Below are 20,946 nucleotides of genomic sequence, written 5' to 3'. Positions count from 1 at the left end.
AAACCATTTTATAGCTTCGATTTTAGTATTGCAAAGTTAAAAATTAATTTTTTATGATGGAATCCTAATTTTTAGTCGGCTTTATTGCATCTGTGTAAACAACCCTATGTAGGCAAATCCTGCCCAATCTTGTGGACTTGTATCGGGCAAAGCGAGTTGTTTACATTTGGCTTTTTGCAGGGCTACTGCGTAGGAATCCTCATCAAGTATGTATGCAAATAAATTCCGCACCAATTGACTGCTTGATTCATCGGGAATGTCAAATTGGGTGAAAATAATGTTGCTTGCCCCAGCATACAAAAACCCTCTATTCAATGCCATCATGCCTTCTCCTTTGTACAATTTTCCTACACCGCTGCTGCAACTACTCAATACGATTAAATCTGCTTGAAGATGAAGGTGGTAAATCTCGGGAATCGTTAGGAGGTAATTGGTAGGCTGCAATGAATCATTGGAGGCAGAATCTGATAGGTAAATCCCCGATAAATCTTGGTGTTGGTCATGCACAAAACCATGGGTTGCAATCAATACATACTTGTGTTTTGGTACTTCTTCAAAAAACACCTGCTTAGATGCCGCCGCATATAAAAACAATTTTGCATCCATTTCTTGCTCCTGAAAAAGCTCATATACCTGCTTCACCTCCAATGCTGTACTCGGTAAATTCTGCAATGTTTCCTCATTGCCTTCTATATTTCTCAGCACTTTGGTTTTTCCACGATGCGTTGTCCAAGCCAATGCTGCCGTTTTGTCAGGGCTTGAAGTACCCTGAAAAACTACTGGTGCAATACCTAAAAAATTGTTACTGGACGCTGCTTTCTTCAAATCTCGCTTTCTTGAATAGTTCCATAAGTTTGCAGAATAGTGATAGGCAATCGCACAATGTTTCACTAAATAAGACAAATCGGCAAAAGAGGTATCTACAATTGCAGTGCTTGAGGGCAGCAACAGGGCATCGAAAGGAAGCAAATGCAAGACATCGTCCCGGACAATCACCCACTCCTTTTTATCCCTCCAATGTACTTCAATGGGCTCTAACAACAAATCATAAAGTTGATTGGCTGAGTCTATGAACATTTCCTCATCCATCCATTCGATGGCTTGCAAAAAAACGTCCATCATTGAGGCGAAATGCGTAGGTTTTGTCAAGACTGTTCCCCAACAGGCTTGCTGCGTGATGGTGAAAATAGAAATGGTTTCTTCTCCTACAAAATATTCGATAAACACCCTTGTTTCCGTCATTTGCGACTGAACATCTTGCAAGTGAATGTTTTGAGCCGCATATTTTAGTTGAAAATAATCAACATAATCCGTTTCCAGAACTTCAATTAGTGATTGGTATTTTTCGTTGAAATTGAAGTGTTTTTGCTGCAATTCTCGGAAGTATTCGGCATCTTGTTCTGCCGCATTTTTCGTTTGTTCTTGGGTGATTTTTTTATCCAAATACCTCAATTCTACCTCCAATTGCTGAATTTGAAGCTGCAATTCGCTCGGAATTTTAGATACTGCAATCGCCTCATTGTTTTTCAAATTTCCCAACAAGACCATACTTTTGCCCTGCTCCGAAAAGGCAAACGCTTTTTGCAGATAATTCATTGATTTTGTCGCTTCAAAAAGTTCAAAAGCTGTTCTAATTGCTCCTTCATAAACAGGTAAAATACTCTTTGACAAGCTCAGTTTTGCCCCATCTGCCCGATAACTCTGCCGAATTTGTTGAATCAAATTTACTGCTACTTCAAAATGTCTAAAGGCTGCTATCAGGTGTTGATGTGTTGGGATATTGAAGGGTTGAGGGGTTGCAGAGTTGGGGTTTTGAAGGATTGAAGGGTTGAAATTGGGATTATTGTATCGGCTATTTTCATTTGAACTTTGCATTTGAATTTCTTGGTATTTCTCCCAAAAAGAAGCCGCTTTTCCATTGAGTGCATACAGAAGCGCATTTTCATCCTGATATGATTGAAGTTTTGGAATAGCCTCTATTTCAGCATTTTGGTAATCGGACAGTACGGTTTGCAGCACTTGGTGAAAAGTAGAAATAGCTTTGTCAAATTGTCCACTTCTTCGATATATATTTCCTATTTCATTACAGACCGCTGCAATTCGAGGATGGTTTTCACCCACAAACTGGCGGTACTGTTCCAATGATTGCTGCAAATAGATAAAGGCTGCATCAAATTCTTTTTGTTTGCCTTTGTCCATGCCTATGTTCATCAGGCTTTGGGCAATAGAGGGGTGTTGATTGCCGTAGAGTGTTGTTTGAATTTGAAGGGCTTGTTGATACTGTTCAAGACTTTTGTCAAATTCATTTTGCAGACTGTAACAACTGCCCATGTTGTGGTGAACCTGTGCTGTTGTAGCGTGTTGTTCACCCAAATTATTATGGCATAGTTCGAGTGCTTTGGTATAATGGTCAATGGATTCCGAGAATTTTTCATTCATCCGATGACACCACCCAATATTGTTGTAGGCATGAATCAATTGCGGATGTGCTGCTCCCAAGGTTTGCTTCCAAATATGGAAGGCTTGTTGGTAGTAGATTAGAGCATTGGTGTAGTCGTTTTTGAGTCCATAGACATAGCCAGTATTGTTGTAGGCAATGGCTGTTTGGGCATGGTTTGCCCCCAATGTTTGTAAGTAAATGTGAATAGCTTGTTGGTGGTGGATAATTGCTTGTGGAACATCCCCTTTTTCGCCAAAAAACCATCCTAAGTTACTGTTTATCATTGCTAAATCAGGATGTAAGTTATCCACATAACATTGTTGGAAGATGTGCAAAGCTTGTTGATAGTGGTGCAAAACTTTTTCAAAATCTCCCAGCAAACTATATGTATAAGCAATGTTGTTGTGGGCGTGTGCCAATTGAAGGTGTTGCCGTGGTAGGTTTTCGTCAGCACATTGCAGCGAAAATTGAAGGTAGTGTAGGGCTTTTTCGGTTTTGGAAAGGTGGTTGTAGTTTTTACCTATTTCATTGCAGGCATGGATGTAGTTTTCCCAGTCTTGTTTTGTTTCAAAGGTAGAAATTGAATGTTGCAGTAAAGCAATAGCTTCTTGGTATTGAGCAGCTTCTGTGAGTTGTTGGGATTGGTCAAAAATGTTGTCCCGTTCTATCATTTTGTTTTTAGTCGGATAGTTTGGAAGGTTGCAAATTTCCAATGGACGGTTTTTTGATTTCGTATTGGACAAAGTAAGCAACTCCTACAACGGAAGCAATCAAATATACCATCATAAAGGTGGTTCCACCTGCCATCATTTTGTCCAACAAAAACCAATCACCCCAATAATAAATAATGCCGAAACCTGTAAGTGCTTTTGCGATTTCCAACCAAAGTGCAGTCGAATCTCGGTCCATCAAGGTGGTGTAGCTGTAAATCATCAAAAATAGAAAACCGCCATACGCTAATAAGGCAACAGGCTCAAAATCACCAATAAAAAGCAGCATGTGAACCATCAAAAAGGTAAGCATGATGTATTGATACCATGACCAGACATGAAAAGCTTTGGATGCATCGGTGTCGTATTTGACTTGTGAATAAGCATCTTTGGTGTAGTCCAAAGGATATTTTTCAAGCATATCAGCAGGTCGCCAGCCTGTGGGCATGAACCAAAGTCGAATTTTGTCCCACCATTTTTCGGTTCGCCAAGCATCTTGAGTCAGTATCCAAAGGTGTTGAAAATTGATTCGAATTGGGTTCCATGTTTGGGCAGCTCTTTTTACACCATACACACAGGGTACTTCGTCCAATTCTTCTTGGAAGGTACCAAACATTCTGTCCCAAATACAGAAAATGGCAGATAGATTTTTGTCGAGGTAAATGTCGTTGATGGCATGGTGTACCCGATGTTGCGAAGGTGTGACGATGATGTATTCCAACCATCCTAACTTGGGTATCAAAGTGGTATGGTACCAAAACTGCATGAACAAATGAATGGGTGCAATGACTGCAATGACTTCGGCAGGTAAACCCAACAAGGCTGCAGGAAATAGGAAAATGAAGCCCAAACTAACAAAATCGGAAATCGTTTGACGCAAGGCACAAGCGAGGTTAAATTCTTCACTGCTATGGTGAACGACATGGCGGTTCCAAAATATATTGATGCTGTGCGAAAGTCGGTGACTCCAATAACTGGCAAAGTCTATGGCAATGAAACTCAATACCCAAACTACCCATGTTATTTCGATGTGGAACAGAGCTACTTTACCAACGAGCCAGTCATAGCTGATGATGACGATGCTTAGTTTGAGGATGCTCTTCAATGTATTCGTCGAACCTGAACTCAAACTGGCAATGGTATCCATGCTTCTGAAGGTGGATTTTCCTTTCCACAAAGAGTACAACCATTCTACAATCATCAATAGTATGAAGCCAGGAATGGCAATTAAGAGAACCTTAGCGTAAGCGTCCATAGTTGTATTGTTTGGCTGAAAAAAAAAATCGGGAAGCGTCAACCTAATTGGCACTAAGATACCAATTTTACCGCAATTCATCAACTGCGAAAAAAGTGGAAAATCCATTTTTATGAAACCTCTACTCCAAAACTTCCTGCCCATGTTTCACCACGCTCTAATATGGTCAAACCTTCTCCATTGTTGAAGGCATCCACATTGCAACTCATCGGTTCTATGGCAATGCTGTTGCGATGTGAAGGGGTAAAAACTTGGAAATAGGGGAAAATTGTGTCTTGAAAGTATGTTAATTGAAGTCCATTTTGAGGGTCGGTCAAATGAATCTTATAGCTATTGGAGTCAGTGGGGTTCGCTTTGAAGGCAGTATCTAATGATAGGTTGCCAATTGTTGTTTTTTCTTCAAAATGGGTATAGTTCATCTTTTTACCTGTTGGGATCATTTTGCCCTCTACTTCAATCTTCTGACATTTGGGCAATTGAAGTTGTAGTGCATCTACTTTTGAAGGGAACTGAAAATAGGGGTGAAAACCAATACCAATAGGTATTTTTGTATTGCCGCTGTTGGTGATTTTTGTATCAACAATCAGTTGCTTGTCCATCAGTGTATAGCCTATCTGCAAGTGGAAAGGAAATGGGTAATATGCCAATTCTCCATTATACACATATTCTAAGCTTACTTGTGCATAAGATGGCGTTAACTCTACCTTTTGCAGCTTCATGGTTTTGTCAAAAACAAAACCATGAAGGGCATTGTGGCAGTTGGTATCAGTGATGGGAAACTGATAGTTTTTACCTTCAAAAGAGTAGTTTCCATCTTTTAGGCGATTGGGAAAAGGTAGTAACCAAGTACTTTTGAAGTACACATCTTCTTGCCATTCCTCATAGGTATTGCAGCCTTCTATCACATTCACCATCTTGTCTTTGTAAAATACAAGCAATTCAGACAAAAAGCCTCCACAAGCGGGAACTATCGAGAAGGTTGTTTTCGACACAGGATGGTGAATAGTATGTTTTTGGTGAGGGCCAAAAGCTGAAACAGTATGTAAAAACATGAGGTATGGTAAGTTTGATTTGGCAGATGCTTATTCTTTCAAGCAATCACTAATATCTATCATATCTAAATAAGGCGTTAGATACCGAGTAGATTTGAAACAACCAATTTTGTGCACTTTGTTTTGGCCATATTTGTACCAAACTTCGGCATAAAAATCCATGCAACCATATAAATTGATGCGATAGTTATCTTCTACCCTCACCATAATGTAGTTGCATTTTTCCCACAGAAAGGTCAGTTTTTGACCTTTTGCAAGAAGGTTAAATTCTCGCAGTTTTAGCATAAAGCACTGGTAATTTTGTGGTTAAAGCTTCAATATTTGAAGTGCATCATTTTGTTTAGGATTCTACGAACCAAAATGTGCTAATAAATAATGGGGGATTGGATAAATTTGAAGAGGTGCTTATACTAACAAAGTTAATGGATATATGGGGAAAATGCAACTGCTTCTGGAAACTTGACTTTTCTATGAAACGTTTTTGTGAGGCACATTTTTCTTTGCAGACTATCGAAGTCCACAAGCGCCTACCAATGCACCTACTAAGCTTTCTATAACAGTTAATAGTGATTGCATTATTTTTTGTATTGCAGGAAAAATCTCTCCTATTTTGCAGGAAGCAACAGCAGAAAAAGGTTCGATGTAGGGATAGACATAAGAGGTGTCTTTGACCCATTGTGCCAGTAATCCGCTATTGTCAGACATCGAAATAATGGTGCTATACCCCATAATAAGGGCAATGACCCATATACCAATGCCCATCCACCGGTTGATAGTCGATAGTCGAGCGGCTTTTACAAACTGTTCTAAGGTATTGCCAATGAGGTAAAAGAATGATCCTACCATCACCATCAACAAAATAAATGCTAAAATGGGAGTGAAAGACGAAGCACCAACGAACATCCTATCCAATACCCTCGATAAAATAAAACTGAATCGAAGGGCCACAAATAATGTGATGGCTACTTTGGCGATAGAAAGAACAGTTCCAATAAAACCTTTTTTCAGTCCTTGAAAAACACCATAAGCGATAACGACTAAAAATGAAATATCTATGGGATTTATTGCCATGTTTAATGACTATTTAATTCAACAGTTGCTTTACAATACTCGAAATGGTTTTGCCATCGGCTTTGCCAGCTAAATTTTTGTTAGCAATGCCCATCACTTTACCCATATCACGCATAGATGAAGCTCCTGTATCTTCTATGATTTTTTGTATGGCAGTTTTTATTTCTTCTTGACTTAATTGTTTTGGAAGATAGTCTTCAATTGTGTTTATTTCTTCGTGTTCTTTTAAGGCCAATTCTTCTCTGCCTTGTGTCTTGTATATCTCTAACGAATCTCTTCGCTGTTTAACCATTTTTGACAATATTTTTATTTCTGCTGCTTCTCCCAATACATCACTTGCTCCTTCGGCTGTTTTTGCCAATAAGATTTCCGATTTTATTGCTCTCAAAGCTCGTAAGCGTCCTTGATCCTTCGCACGCATTGCCGTTTTTATATCATTGTTTATCAACTGCTCTAAACTCATCTTATATCTAATTATTGTTAAAATCTCTTAAAGGAATACTTTACCTATTGTTTTATAACTTACAAATATACAAAGAATAACAGGTTCGATGCAAATATTTTTTTCTACTCTACGAACACTTTTTTGAAGTAATTAGTTCCTATATGAAAATCCTTCAACAAAAAAAGGCTTCATTACTCGTTACTTTGCCGAATAATTGAAGCCTTTTTAAACTGTGACCGAAAGATTAAATTATCATTCTATGCCACTTCTACCGTGACATTGTTTGTATTTTTTGCCGCTTCCACAAGGACAAGGTTCATTTCGTCCTACTTTTGGTTGTTCACGGCGAAACGTTTGAGGTTTGGTACTTTCTCCAGCACTTTCAGCAGCTTGTCTTTGAGCATTGGCACCTTTATCTAAAGAAGTATCTCGCCCGGTCTTCATGCGACTCATATCTGTTTTTCGAGGTTGCTGCGCTTGTTGAACTTGATTTGAATCCTGAATAGGAATCATGGCTTTGAACAAGAAAGAAGTCAAATCTTTATTCATTTCAACTACCATGTCTTTGAAGAGTGTATAGGCTTCCTGCTTGTAAATCAACAATGGGTCTTTTTGCTCATAAACAGCTGTTTGTACTGACTGCTTTAATTCATCCATCTGGCGTAAGTGCGTTTTCCAAGATTCATCAATAAAAGCCAATGATGCTGTCTTCTCCAGTTCTCTGACCAAACTTCTGCAATCTGTATTGTAAGCTTCCTCCAAATTCACCACCACAGTCATGCCTCTACTACCATCTGTAAAAGGAAAAGAAACACGTTCATACGTTTTACCCTTGTCGTGGTACAAACGATCAATAAAGGGTTTGGCTTGTTTCATGATAGACTCAGCTTTGCGTTTATATGCCTGTGCAACCTGATTGTACAACTTGTCTGCCAACATTTCCTCTCCACCACGCTCAAACTCCTCTTTGTCAATATCAACATCTATTGCAAAATATCGAATCACATCTTGTTTGAAGGTCTGAAAATCACCATCACGTCCTTTGCTTTCAAACAACACTTCGTCTGATAAGTCTTGGAATGCATTGTATAAATCAACCGACAATCTTTCACCAAACAACGCATGTCGGCGTTTTTTGTAAATTCCTTCTCTTTGGGCATTCATCACCTCATCATAATCCAATAGACGCTTGCGAATCCCAAAGTTGTTTTCTTCCACTTTTTTCTGCGCTCTAGCAATGGATTTGGTAATCATAGAGTGTTGAATCACCTCCCCCTCACTATAGCCCATTTTATCCATTATTTTCGCAATCCGTTCTGGCATGAATAGACGCATCAAATTGTCCTCCAACGATACATAGAACTGCGAGCTACCTGGATCTCCTTGTCGTCCAGCACGACCTCGAAGCTGTCTGTCAATACGGCGTGCATCGTGACGCTCTGTTCCTACAATCGCCAAACCACCAGCTTCTTTCACCCCTTCTCCAAGTTTGATGTCCGTACCACGCCCCGCCATATTGGTCGCAATCGTCACCTGCCCTGCCCGTCCTGCTTGTGCAACAATCTCTGCCTCTCTAACATGATTTTTCGCATTCAATACATTGTGTTCGATGCTCCTCAAACGCAACATACGACTCAGCAATTCCGAGGTTTCTACAGACGCTGTACCGACCAATATTGGGCGACCTTGTTTTGATAAACTCACGATTTCTTCAATAACCGCATTGAACTTTTCTCGCTGAGTACGAAACACCAAGTCTTCATCATCATTCCTAGCAATAGGTCTATTCGTAGGAATTACCACTACATCCAACTTATAGATATCCCAAAACTCACCCGCCTCTGTTTCAGCCGTACCTGTCATGCCCGCCAACTTGTGGTACATCCTGAAATAGTTTTGCAGTGTAATCGTGGCAAAAGTCTGGGTTGCAGCCTCTACTTTCACATTTTCTTTTGCTTCAATGGCTTGGTGCAATCCATCCGAATAACGACGACCGTCCATCATACGTCCCGTCTGTTCGTCAATGATTTTCACCTTGTTGTCCATAATCACATACTCCACATCCTTTTCAAAAAGAGTGTAGGCTTTTAGTAATTGATTCACCGAGTGAAGGCGTTCTGATTTTACGGCAAAATTCTGCATTAAGCTATCTTTTGCACTAGCTCTTTCAGATTTCGACATTTCAGCATTTTCAATATCTGCCATTTGACCACCAATATCAGGCATCACAAAAAAGTCAGACTCCTCTCCTGCCTCTGTCATCACTTCCGTACCTTTTTCGGTAAGTACTACATTGTTGTTCTTTTCTTCAATCACAAAATATAGTTCGGAATCCACTTCGGGCATTCTCTTTGATTGCTCTTGCAGATAAAAATTCTCGGTATTCTGCAAGGCAACCTTACTTGACGGCTCACTCAAAAACTTAATCAAAGGCTTATATTTGGGTAATCCTCTAAAGGCCCGCAACAAATCCAATCCTCCTCCACCTTCTTCAACACCTGTGTTCCCTTCCTTGATTTTCTTTTTGGCATCTATCAGATATTTAGATACCAGCTTTTTCTGTGCATCGTATAGTCTTTGGATACGTGGCTTCAAATCATCGTATTGATGTTCATCTCCTTTTTCAACAGGTCCCGAAATAATCAAAGGTGTTCTCGCATCATCAATCAAAACCGAGTCCACCTCATCCACCATCGCATAATGGTGTTTACCTTGCACGAGTTCATTTGGGTTTCGAACCATGTTATCCCGCAAATAGTCAAAGCCAAACTCATTGTTGGTTCCGTAGGTAATATCTGCTCGATACGCTTTTTTTCGTTCATCGGAGTGTGAACGGTATTTGTCGATACAGTCCACTGTCAAGCCCAAAAACTGAAAAATAGGTGCCATCCATTCGGAGTCCCTTTTTGCCAAATAATCATTGACCGTAATAATATGCACCCCTTGATGTGTCAAACCATTGAGGTAAGCGGGTAAAGTAGCTACCAATGTTTTACCTTCACCTGTAGCCATCTCCGAAATTTTTCCTTGATGCAATACAATCCCTCCAACCAACTGCACATCATAATGTACCATGTTCCAACTGACTTCTCCACCTGCAGCCAGCCACTTCATCTGATAAACGACTTCATTTCCTTCAATAGTAATGTTGGAGTGGGTAACAGATAAATCTCTATCTAAATCCGTTGCTGTAGCCCTTATTTCATCAGTCGCTTCCGTAAAGCGTCGAGCAGTTTCTCTTACTACTGCAAAGGCTTCTGGCAATATTTCATTCAATACCACTTCCAATTCCTCATCTCTCTTCTTTCGAAGTTTGTCTATTTCTTTATACCGCTCTTCTTTGTCTTCTGGGGTGACATCAGGATTGTTGATAGTTGTTTTTTCTATTTCTCCTATTTCTGCATCAATAGAAGCAAGGTGTTTCGCTATGCGATCTTGAAAAACCGTCGTTTTCCCTCTCAGTTCATCATTGTTGATGTCATGCAACGTGGCATATTCTGCCTTGATTTGTTGAAGGACAGGATTTATCAACTTGATATCTTTAGCAGATTTGTCGCCAAGAATAACCGATAGCATTTTATTTACAAAACCAAACATGATTGATATATTTCAGGTTTACAATTCGTCGCTTGTGCATTTGCCACAATGACAGCCAAACAATCGGTAAAATTACGATTATTTGTTCATTAAATCGGTTTACATGAGGCTCAAAGATTGTACCGCTACTATATAAGCTGACATTATTGCGGTTTTTGGAGGAAGGCCTGACGAAATTGGAATGCGGATAGCGCAGATTAAACGCAGATGCTTACAGTTGTAACAGATTATTGGGAAAAGGTAAATCGGTTTTTTGGCTGCTATTGGCTAAAGACGTTCAAGAAATTAGGTTTTTTCTATAAAAAGTTGGATATTGACAAATTGCTGATAAGCGAAGTTTTATTGTATGGAATAAAACCGATAGCAACCTAACTTTGTTAGAGTCAAAGTTAGGCATAATAGGGACGCTGTTACAGAATTGCAGTTAGTTTGATAATGGAAGCAAACAGGGTCTCTCTCGAAATAGATGAAGAAAAAATGGGTAATAAAAGACGTCGATGAGTCAATCGTTGATGCCCTCTACCATTCGTTAAAAATCAACCGAACCTTATGTAAATTACTCGCACAGAGAAACATTACTACATACGATGAGGCAATTAAGTTTTTCCGACCTTCCTACGATCACCTTCATGATCCTTTCCTTATGGCAGACATGGATAAGGCGGTCGAGCGCATAGATCGTGCGATGCACAAGAAGGAAAAAATATTGGTTTACGGCGATTATGATGTAGATGGAACAACAGCCGTTGCGCTGGTGTATAGTTTTTTTAGGGATTTGTATTTTCACTTAGCTTACTATGTTCCTGACCGTTATGCGGAAGGGTATGGTATTTCCTATCAAGGAATAGACTGGGCGCACCAGAATGGTTATACCTTGGTGATAGCCTTAGACTGTGGTATTAAAGCGCATGATAAAATTGAATATGCCAACAAGTTGGGCATAGATTTTATTATCTGCGATCACCACCGTCCGAGTGATGAACTCCCACCTGCTTTTGCAGTTTTGGATCCTAAGCGAATAGACTGCAATTATCCGTATGATGAACTCAGTGGATGTGGTGTTGGCTTCAAACTCGTTCAGGCTTTTGCTCAAAAAAAAGGTATTGAGTTTCACAAAGTAACCAAATTGTTGGACTTAGTAGTTGTAAGTATTGCTGCCGATATTGTTCCTATCACGGATGAAAATCGAGTGTTGGCTTATTTTGGGCTTCAACGCCTCAACCGCAGCCCTCGTCCTGGATTTCGTTCGCTCATTGAGTTGAGTGAATTGAGTCGCAAATCGCAAATCAGCATTTCCGATATTGTGTTCAACATTGCTCCTCGCATCAATGCGGCGGGTAGGATGGACAAAGGTACGGATGCGGTGAGTTTACTGGTTTCGTCAGAAGGTATGTTGGCGAAAAAAGGGGCAGATTTATTGCAGAAGAAGAACTTCAAGCGTAGGAAAGTGGATGCAGAAAATACCAAAGAGGCATTGGAATTGATTGAAAATACGCCTTCTGATTCTAAGAAAAAATCTACAGTACTTTTTAAGACAGATTGGCACAAAGGAGTCATCGGTATTGTGGCTTCCCGCTTGCTAGAAAAATTCTATCGCCCGACCATCATCCTAACAAGGGGAGAGGCGGACGGTGAGGTTGCAGGTTCTGCTCGATCGGTCAAAAACTTCGATATTTACAATGCTATCAAAGAATGTAGCGAACTTTTGGATCAGTTTGGGGGACACAAGTATGCGGCTGGTCTGACGATGAAAGAAGAAAATGTGCCTGCTTTTATCAAAAAATTTGAAAAAGTAGTGTCAGATACAATTGAAGAGGATATGCTCACCCCTGAAATTGAGATTGATACAGAGTTAGAATTGAAGAATGTCAACCCTCGTTTCTTCAATATTTTACGTCAATTTGCTCCTTTTGGCCCTGGGAATACGAAGCCTGTTTTTATTGCTCAAAATGTGATGGATACTGGCTGGACAAGGTTGGTAGGCAATCAAAAAAATCATTTGAGGATTTATGCAACGCATGATGGTGTTTTCAGAGTCAAAGGAATTGGCTATAACTTAGGCCACAAATTTGGTTTTATGAAAAATCAACAGCCTTTTGATATGTGTTTTACGATTGAAGAAATACATTATAATGGTCAAACTTCTCTACAAATTCGTTTGAAAGATATTGAAGAGGCTAAAACACCTGTTGCAGTAGCTTCAGAGAATGGACTACCAAGTTTGGAGGATTGAAGGCAAAATTCTACTATTAGATTTTGTAAAAAAGTGTGTTTTGATATTGCATAAATATAATTGAAACGGCATGATTGTGAAGAAAATATTCACAATCATGCCGTCTTTTTTTGTGCAGAGAATTTCTATCGAAATTCACTTCAATATCTTATCTATCAACTTTTTTTCATGCTTTTCTTACCCATTTGCATCATCATTTGGACACTCATATAACCCAAATGTTTTTGTACCATATTGCCATCACTGTCAAGATACACTAAATATGGAAATCCTGCCACACGAAATTTTTGAGCAAGTTCGATACCTTCTCCTTTTTCTGCATCAATTTTTAGGTTCACGAAGTTTTGGTTGTACAGTGAAATAATCCCTGAATCGGTAAATACGGACTGTTCCATCATTTTGCAGGGGCCGCACCAAGTTGTGTAGAAATCAATGAATATCGGCTTATTTTCTCTTTTTGCTTTTGCCAATGCTTCGTCAAACGAGGTATGTTCAAACTGCAAACTTTTTCTGGAAGTAGTTGTCTTTTTGCCCGAACTACAACCTACCACGAAAAACAAAATTGAAATAACGAATAATAACTTTTTCATTCTTAATTAATTATTTGGTTTAGGGTTGCCCTTTCAATGCCACACCCTGTTTGCAGATCGTATGTGCCTCTGATTTGTTATTTTTGAAGTTTTCCAAACCTGCATCTAAGAAATTTACAAATTTTGACACATCAGGATCATATCCCACTGTTTCTTTTTTGAGCATTTCTTCTTGATGGTTCAAAAGTATGTATTTGGGTTGTGCATTGCTCCCAAAGCAGCTGATTTGGAAGTGTGCCCATTTGTCTCCAACGGTTTTTACTTTCTTTTTTCTGCCATTGCTGGTGTATTCATATTGATCGGCTTCTGGTAAATCTGCCTTTTCATCGACATAGAGCGATACAACAATGTAGTCTTTTTGTAGTTTTTCCAGTACTTCGGGTTGACTCCAAACTTGTTCTTCCATCTTTCTGCAATTTACACAAGCCCAACCTGTGAAGTCCAACATCAAAGGTTTGCCCGTTTGTTTGGCTATCGCTAGCCCTTCCTCATAATCGTGTACACAAGCCAAATCTAAAGGGCAGTGTCCTTTATAACCATAACTATAGAAATCAGGAGGCGGAAACCCACTCACCAAACTAAGCGGCTGTCCAAAGATACCTGGCACCAAATATATGGCAAATGCAAAACTCAATACTGCCATTCCGATGCGTGATTTAGAAAGTTTTTTGATGGGCGAATCATGGGGAAATTTAATTTTACCTAATAGGTACAATCCTAGTCCGATTAAGAGTATGATCCATATCACCAAGAATGTTTCTCGTTTAATCAAACCCCATTGCTCTACTAAGTCCGCATTGGATAAAAATTTGAGGGCCAGACCTACTTCAATAAAACCCAACACTACTTTTACACTGTTCAGCCAACCACCTGAACGGGGGAGTGAATTGAGCCAACCGGGGAAAGCTGCAAAAAGTGCAAAAGGAAAGGCTAATGCAACAGCGAAGCCTGTCATACCTATTGCAGGACCTGCAATACCTCCTTCTGCTGCAACGACTAACAAAGAACCAATGATGGGACCAGTGCATGAAAAAGATACCAACGCGAGGGTAAATGCCATGAAGAAGATGCCTATCAAACCACCTTTATCACTTGCTTCATCCGAGCGATTGACCAACCAACTTGGAAGGGTCAATTCGTAATAGCCAAAGAAAGAAAATGCAAAAAACATGAATATTAAAAAGAATCCAATATTCATCCACGGATTGGTGGCTAACTCATTCAATGCTGTTGCGCCAAATAACAATGTGACCAAAATACCTAAACTAACATAAATCACTACAATAGATAGGGCGTATATGGCGGCGTTAATCAAACCTTTTTTCTTGTTCTTGCTGCTTTTAGTGAAAAAACTCACTGTCAGTGGAATCATTGGAAAAACGCAGGGAGTAAGCAGTGCAAGCAATCCTCCTAAAAAACCCCATACAAAAATACTCCAGTAACTTTGCGATTTCCCTTCATTGGGGTTATATACCTGCAATGAACTTTCGTCTATATCATTTCCATCCATATCTGAGACAACTGGTGAAACAGCACCTCCTTGATTGAATAGAAATTCAACATTCTGAGGGGGTAAACATCTTTCAGCATCACAGGTCATAAATCGTACATATCCTGCAATTTCGGTTGTCGGATCAGTGCTTTTTATTTGTTGTTGAAAAGTAACTTCTTTGGAATACTTGATGACTTCCATCTCAAAATAGTTGTCAAATCCTTCCTTTTTATGATCACTAATCTCTTTGGGTTTAGGGTGCATAAATGACACATTGCCATTTGGCTGAAAGTAAAATTCGGTAGGTAAGGGTCCTCCGTCTGCTAGTTCTTGTGAGTAGATATACCATCCCTCATCCATTGTTGCATAGAAACTCAAAAGGTATTCGCCATTTCCCAAGTCTTTTTTATCGAACCTCCAATGAACAGGTTCAAACATTTCTCCTCCTATTATGGGATTGTCTGCAAGATTTGAAGTTTCAGTTGTAGCCTCTTCTGTATCTTGTTCTTCCTCTTCACCCTCTGTTGTTTCTTTTTTGGCATCTGTTGTTTTAGCTACCTCTTTTGAATTTTGTGTAGCAGTAGTGTTTTTTACTATATCTTCCTTTTTAGTAGGCTTAGTTTCTTTTTTCTCCTCAACAACAGGTGTACTGGAAGTTTTGGTATCTACATTTGAAGTAGTTGACTTTTTATCATCAGTAGAAGATTTTGGAGTGAATACTTTTTGGGTTTTATCCTCTTTGGTTGAAGTCGTTTCTTTTTCTGGATCAGTTGTTTTCTTTTCCTCTGTTGGAGCAATTACTGTTTTTAAATCAAATTCGAAGTATTCATCTAATTTGACACAACTTTCATCATTACAAGACATATACATCACAGGCACTTCAATATGTACATTGGGATTTGCAGTTTTGATTTTTGCCTTAAAAGCCGCACTTTTCCCATATTTTCGTACCGTCATCTCAAACATGGGCTCAAATGCTTCCTTCAAATCGCCAATTTCTTGAATTTTTCCTATTAGCTTTACATCTTTTACTCCCTCAAAATCAAAACTTGTGGGAATAGGACCTCCTTCGTCTAAGGTTTGAGAGTATAAGTACCACCCGTCCTGAATTTTTGCAGTGAAAGTTAGTACAAATTCATTCTCCCCTACTTGCTCTGCTTTACTTGTCCATTTTACAGGCTCAAGTACTTGGGCGCATAGGGTACTTGTACTTAAAAAAAACAACAACAGTAATAAGAGATTATTTTTCACAGTAAAATAAATTTTAATAATTCATACATTAAATAAAACTGTTTATCAAATTTACGGGATAGGTAGGTATGATAAGGAAAAATATGAAAATTACAAAAATAATGCTATAAATAATTTGTCAATTTGAGGTCAATCTAAAAATCAATATTGGATAATAATTAGACTATTATTTACTTAAATAAAAACGGATGCAATACCTAAGTGTTGCATCCGTTCGCACAATTTATACCAGATTTTTTTAATTAATTGTCTTTAGAATGAAGTAGTGTTTCTTTTCCTTTCCATCCTATGATTAACAGGAGGAGTATTGATAAGGATACGATTGAACCTATCCACCATCCTGCTTTGTTTTGATATGTAATGACATCTCCACCTTGATTGAAGGCAAAACTTGCTTCTCTCTCTATTACTTTTCCGTCAGTATCGGTAAGTTTATAGCTCATTTTCCCTGTGAGCATTACATTATCTTTAAATTTAACAGTTTTTCTAAATATTAATTTTCCGTCATTTGTTTTTTCCATACGCATATCTCCTTCAACTGAAACAATGCTTTGTTTATTATCAAAAGATAATATAGGTGCATTTTGAGATAAATTCCATTCATTCTCTACATCCGCCTTGAATACCAAACTGTAATTGCTTTTTTCTCCTTTTTCTAGGTCAAAAGTCCATTTCACAGGGTTGGATTTGGCAATACTGGTAGATATATTTTTCTTTTCTTTTTTCTGAATAGTTCTACTTGCGATGGTAGGTTTTGCCATTTTTTTCTTCTTCTTTTTTAAATAGTTGGAGATGTTGGCAGCTACCAAAAGATTGCCTCCTTCTTCATCTATTATTTGCTCCTTATCTTCATTGACAATATTTTCCGAACCAGTTAATGCAATATCAACCTTTGTTTCTGTGTATTTTTTACTATTACTTTGTCGAATTTCTATTGGCCCTTCGGGAACATTGATAATCATTCCATTATTGTTTATTCTATCCATGATAGAATAGCTTGGGCTATTCATGACCTTGTAATCTTCGATTTCATTGGTAGTAATGAGAGGGGTGTTGTCATCTGGTTCAATTTCAAAAAGAAATTCTACTTGTGTAGGAGGTTTACAGGTAGATGCATCACAAGCCATATACTCTAAATGACCTTTTACTTGAACACTACTCGTACCAGACACGACTATTCTGGATTTAAATATTACTTTGTCAGTATATTTTTTTATATCTTGTTCAAAAAGTTCGTCAAATTTTACAATCAAATCACCTTCTTCTTCAATATTGCCAATCATCATATAATCGTTCATGTTCTTCTCGAACACAAAACTGGTCGGGATAGGTGGTCTTGATTCTAATTCTTGGGAGTATATATACCAGCCGGGAAGTGTATTGGCAATAAATCGTAGTTCATATTCACTTGAACTATTGTTTACGGCTTTATATTCAAATGTCCAACGTACAGGACTTTCCTCATTTTGAGCAAAAGTTGGGCTGGTTAGATAAATGATGGCTAATAATATTATGAATAAACGTGTAGTTAAATTCCTCATATGCAATAATGTCTTGATTTACAACATTACAAACTAAATATAGGCTTCCCTAAATGGCTTACTTTTATTTACCAATGACATTTAGTCTTTGATAGAATAATAATAACCAGAATAACTTACCTTTCTTTCTATTCTCATTCAAAAGAAAGATGAGTTTTGTGTAGGATGTAATGTCAAAAACAGTAAAGCTTCAAAATATACTACTTGATAAAAGTCGAAGTAGTTTTTTTTTGAAAAATTAAATAATAAAATGATGATGATTACACGCTATAATTATTTCTTAAAAACATTCTTCGAGGCGAATGTAGTGAAAAAAAATAAATTTTCCGTTATCTACATTTGCTACTTTCATTGCAGCGAAGTTACTGCTTTTATATGTAAAACAACAAAAAAGCAGTCTTTTTTTTAATTCTATCGTCTTAATAATTTGAATAATAACAATTTTTATTTTAATTAATTATTATACATGTGAATTGGGATTCAGGAAAATAAATTATTTTTTTACCAAATAATGACTAAGTTACTATCTTTGATAAAAAAGACCAAATATTTAGTACTACTATAATAAGAGCTCGACTAATGATTAGGGTAGCTTAATTCCAGTATTGGAAAACAATCAGAGTGCTTAATAAAGCCAAGTGTAAAGACTCTGCAGTGAGAACATTGTTTAACTTAAAAATGGTGTAACTGAAAAAAATACTAATGGGAATGAGTGCTAAAGATACAGGTTCAAAGGAAAAATGACGAATCAATAAAAAAGCCATAACACTAATCGCCAACAAGTAAACAGAAAGCGTCAAATATTTGCGTGTTTGAACAATAGTTTTAAGGAACTGAACTTGGAAAAAGAACATTGTTATCATGATGATAATCAGCAATATTGATAATTTAACTACCAATTCTAACCCATTGATAGAAACTATTCTACTGTTCGTAATAGCGAAAAAGTGCTGGAAGACAAATTCGTTAAATTGATCAAACCAAAGAAAATAAGTTCCTACCAAAAAATAAGGTATGAGTACCCCAAACAGAGCAACAATCCATTCTCTCCAATTAAAAATTCGAGTGATGGCCAATGCTACTATCATAAATACCACCAATATAAGTGTTGGGAAGTAAAAGAGGGATGCAATACTAATCGCAAATCCCATATCAAATAAATGTCCAAAGCCTTCGTCATTGTAGGATTGATAGGTCTTATCCAACATAAAAAGTATCGCAAAATTGGCTAGAAAAGCAGGACTCATAAACAAATAACTATTGAACAAACTGACCAACAATACATAACCAAATGAAGGCAAAAAACTAAGTTGAGAAAGCAATTGATACTTATTCACAATCCGATTTAACAAGAGTGCTTGACTAAACAACAAAACCAAATAAAGCCCCCAAACCACAGTATAGTTATTGCCAGCTAGCCAATCAATTAATTTTAGGCTAAGCTCACTTAGAGGTGCATTCGCATCATATATCACCGAAACTGGCTCAAAGAAAAGATTCAAATTCAACAGTACCGTATAAATAACCAATAATGGAATTAAATACGGCTTAGACAATTTAAAGATATTAATCACAGGGAATTGTTTAAAAAGAAATTTTTGCCAACATAAACTCATTTCGATTATTGAAAGCAGGTAAAACGACTTCACTAAACGAAAGTTGCTTGCTATATTGAGGTGCCATCATCAAATCGTACTCTCGCACACTTACTAAACTTTGAATTTTGTAATCCCCCTTAGCATCCAATACATAGCCATTAACAGTCGTATTTTTTGTTATTTCTTCATTGAAGATTAGATTAATGACAGAACGTACATTCACAATACCAAAAGAAGAAAAATAGCCCTCGTCATCTTCCGAATATTGTTTTTTACGCAACACATTGTCCCAAAATAGCGAACCATCAGGATTAATAGACAACACAATAATGTCATCATTGTAATAATTTGTCACCTCCATCGTTCGCCGAGAATTGTAATACGTATCAAAAGCACTTCGAGTCACATTGCGGCTTGTACTATACGCAGACTCTGCTACAATCAAAGCCCCGCCATCGTTACGAACAATCAACTCATTGATATTCAGATTATTCACTTTTTTACTTGTACGATACCCCTTGAGACTTTCAATCTTTTGAGTAAACTCAGCCGAAAAAGGAGCAAAAGTACGTTGCCCAATTTTATCTGTTTTCAAGTCAATATCAATATACAAATACCCATCCGAAACCGAAGCCTGTTTCACAGAATAAAAACCAGCAATGATTACCTTACCATTTTTATCATCCACTTCAAAATCCACCTCATTCATCAGATGCTCTCCTTGATCAATTAAGATTAACTTCAATTCCTCCTTTCGATAATCATACTTCAGAAGTTTCAAAGACTCATATTGAGGCTGATTATTCAGTAATGTCCTTTTATTCGCCCCTTGTCCAAAAAAGATAATCCCCTCATTACTCAAAAAAGTTTCATCCAGCACATTTGGGCGATCTTCAATAGGAATATTTTTCTTCACAAGCACCTTCAATCTCGAATTTACCAAAATACAATCAATATTATCCAGACCCGAAAAATCGAAATTGTGTCGCAAGATATTGATGTATTTCTTATTCTTCGACACATCCACAAAAAAATCAAAACCATACGTTCCAAATTTCCGCACAATCCTATCCAATTCCACATCCTCCGCCAAAGGTTGTAACTCAGGAGTCGTTCTCCTCACATAGACCACCGTTTCATTTTTTTCCTTGATGGTAAAAACAATCACCAACTCATCTTTATAAGCCACAATCTTCTCCACCTTAGCTTTTTTATCCCCCAAAGACATCTCCTTTGACCACTTCAATTTCATAGTAGCCAAATCGTACATCTCCATTTCATTGTACTTACTTCCAGACTTATGCACTACCAACCCTTGGTTCGTTTTCCCTATAATTTCATATTCGGTTACTTTGGTAGGGAGTCGCTGAGGGCGTGAAAAAACAACCTGTTGTCCATACAAATCCGCAAACAAAAAAAACAGCATCAACAGAAAATTCCACTTCTTCATAAAGCTATCATCTTTCAAAAATAAAAAATCTAATACTTCAATATTCTACATTAAGCTACAACTCAAAATAGACAAAAAAGGTGGTATCAAAAAGGGAAAAACATTTTTTTGTCGGTTCAACAGCATTATGTTTCACCCCTAAAATGCAACAACCATGTCAGTTAGATGCAAAAATATTATAATCACCTAAACCCAAACCATCGTATTTGTCGTTATTTTCG

General features: G+C 37.8%; 13 protein-coding genes. 1 reads left to right on the top strand and 12 read right to left on the bottom strand.

The window, feature by feature from the left end; translation table 11 throughout:
* Window positions 1-81 precede the first annotated feature (81 nt).
* The 7 genes from R3E32_19580 to secA all read right to left on the bottom strand — a co-directional run bounded on the left by R3E32_19580 (window position 82) and on the right by secA (window position 10,570).
* Window positions 82-3,111, bottom strand: coding sequence for a CHAT domain-containing tetratricopeptide repeat protein (locus tag R3E32_19580; protein MEZ4886940.1), 3,030 nt, complete (start codon window positions 3,109-3,111; stop codon window positions 82-84).
* 7 nt (window positions 3,112-3,118) lie between these two features.
* Window positions 3,119-4,513 (bottom strand): sterol desaturase family protein, encoded by a 1,395-nt coding sequence (locus R3E32_19575; protein ID MEZ4886939.1) that lies wholly within the window; start codon window positions 4,511-4,513, stop codon window positions 3,119-3,121.
* A 2-nt stretch (window positions 4,514-4,515) separates the two neighbouring features.
* Entirely contained in the window at window positions 4,516-5,457 is a 942-nt protein-coding gene (locus tag R3E32_19570; GenBank protein MEZ4886938.1) for a hypothetical protein, read from the bottom strand.
* A gap of 30 nt (window positions 5,458-5,487) precedes the next feature.
* A complete protein-coding gene (locus R3E32_19565; GenBank protein ID MEZ4886937.1) occupies window positions 5,488-5,742 on the bottom strand; it encodes a hypothetical protein in 255 nt (84 codons plus the stop codon).
* Between the two features lie 222 nt (window positions 5,743-5,964).
* The gene (locus tag R3E32_19560) at window positions 5,965-6,528 is read right to left on the bottom strand and encodes a CvpA family protein (protein ID MEZ4886936.1); all 564 of its coding nucleotides are present in this window, start codon (window positions 6,526-6,528) and stop codon (window positions 5,965-5,967) included.
* Between the two features lie 13 nt (window positions 6,529-6,541).
* Complete coding sequence (locus R3E32_19555; protein MEZ4886935.1) at window positions 6,542-6,991, bottom strand: GatB/YqeY domain-containing protein; 450 nt, start codon at window positions 6,989-6,991, stop codon at window positions 6,542-6,544.
* A gap of 234 nt (window positions 6,992-7,225) precedes the next feature.
* Window positions 7,226-10,570, bottom strand: coding sequence for a preprotein translocase subunit SecA (gene secA / locus R3E32_19550; GenBank protein MEZ4886934.1), 3,345 nt, complete (start codon window positions 10,568-10,570; stop codon window positions 7,226-7,228).
* Window positions 10,571-11,036: 466 nt separating this feature from the next.
* On the opposite strand from secA, the gene recJ reads away from it, so the two are divergent.
* Complete coding sequence (recJ, locus tag R3E32_19545; GenBank protein ID MEZ4886933.1) at window positions 11,037-12,803, top strand: single-stranded-DNA-specific exonuclease RecJ; 1,767 nt, start codon at window positions 11,037-11,039, stop codon at window positions 12,801-12,803.
* A 155-nt stretch (window positions 12,804-12,958) separates the two neighbouring features.
* Here recJ and R3E32_19540 read toward each other — a convergent pair whose 3' ends face one another.
* The 5 genes from R3E32_19540 to R3E32_19520 all read right to left on the bottom strand — a co-directional run bounded on the left by R3E32_19540 (window position 12,959) and on the right by R3E32_19520 (window position 20,725).
* On the bottom strand, window positions 12,959-13,393 hold the full coding sequence (locus R3E32_19540; protein ID MEZ4886932.1) for a thioredoxin family protein: 435 nt from the start codon (window positions 13,391-13,393) through the stop codon (window positions 12,959-12,961).
* Window positions 13,394-13,412: 19 nt separating this feature from the next.
* Window positions 13,413-16,136, bottom strand: coding sequence for a protein-disulfide reductase DsbD family protein (locus tag R3E32_19535; GenBank protein MEZ4886931.1), 2,724 nt, complete (start codon window positions 16,134-16,136; stop codon window positions 13,413-13,415).
* Window positions 16,137-16,378: 242 nt separating this feature from the next.
* Window positions 16,379-17,677: a hypothetical protein gene (locus tag R3E32_19530; protein ID MEZ4886930.1), complete on the bottom strand. Its 1,299-nt coding sequence runs from the start codon at window positions 17,675-17,677 to the stop codon at window positions 16,379-16,381.
* Window positions 17,678-18,270: 593 nt separating this feature from the next.
* A complete protein-coding gene (locus R3E32_19525; protein ID MEZ4886929.1) occupies window positions 18,271-19,251 on the bottom strand; it encodes a hypothetical protein in 981 nt (326 codons plus the stop codon).
* Window positions 19,252-19,261: 10 nt separating this feature from the next.
* Window positions 19,262-20,725, bottom strand: coding sequence for a hypothetical protein (locus tag R3E32_19520; GenBank protein MEZ4886928.1), 1,464 nt, complete (start codon window positions 20,723-20,725; stop codon window positions 19,262-19,264).
* Between the last annotated feature and the right edge of the window lie 221 nt (window positions 20,726-20,946).

Source organism: Chitinophagales bacterium (assembly GCA_041392475.1).
Lineage (GTDB): Bacteria > Bacteroidota > Bacteroidia > Chitinophagales > UBA2359 > JAUHXA01.
Note: the sequence above shows the minus strand (reverse complement) of the source record. Positions and strands in the feature narration are given on the sequence as shown.

What these genes read in the sequence shown, in the direction of transcription:
- R3E32_19580 (MEZ4886940.1), bottom strand. Translation starts at nt 3,111, where the DNA reads ATGATAGAACGGGACAACATTTTTGACCAATCCCAACAACTCACAGAA.
- R3E32_19575 (MEZ4886939.1), bottom strand. Translation starts at nt 4,513, where the DNA reads ATGGATTTTCCACTTTTTTCGCAGTTGATGAATTGCGGTAAAATTGGT.
- R3E32_19570 (MEZ4886938.1), bottom strand. Translation starts at nt 5,457, where the DNA reads ATGTTTTTACATACTGTTTCAGCTTTTGGCCCTCACCAAAAACATACT.
- R3E32_19565 (MEZ4886937.1), bottom strand. Translation starts at nt 5,742, where the DNA reads ATGCTAAAACTGCGAGAATTTAACCTTCTTGCAAAAGGTCAAAAACTG.
- R3E32_19560 (MEZ4886936.1), bottom strand. Translation starts at nt 6,528, where the DNA reads ATGGCAATAAATCCCATAGATATTTCATTTTTAGTCGTTATCGCTTAT.
- R3E32_19555 (MEZ4886935.1), bottom strand. Translation starts at nt 6,991, where the DNA reads ATGAGTTTAGAGCAGTTGATAAACAATGATATAAAAACGGCAATGCGT.
- secA (MEZ4886934.1), bottom strand. Translation starts at nt 10,570, where the DNA reads ATGTTTGGTTTTGTAAATAAAATGCTATCGGTTATTCTTGGCGACAAA.
- recJ (MEZ4886933.1), top strand. Translation starts at nt 11,037, where the DNA reads ATGAAGAAAAAATGGGTAATAAAAGACGTCGATGAGTCAATCGTTGAT.
- R3E32_19540 (MEZ4886932.1), bottom strand. Translation starts at nt 13,393, where the DNA reads ATGAAAAAGTTATTATTCGTTATTTCAATTTTGTTTTTCGTGGTAGGT.
- R3E32_19530 (MEZ4886930.1), bottom strand. Translation starts at nt 17,677, where the DNA reads ATGAGGAATTTAACTACACGTTTATTCATAATATTATTAGCCATCATT.
- R3E32_19520 (MEZ4886928.1), bottom strand. Translation starts at nt 20,725, where the DNA reads ATGAAGAAGTGGAATTTTCTGTTGATGCTGTTTTTTTTGTTTGCGGAT.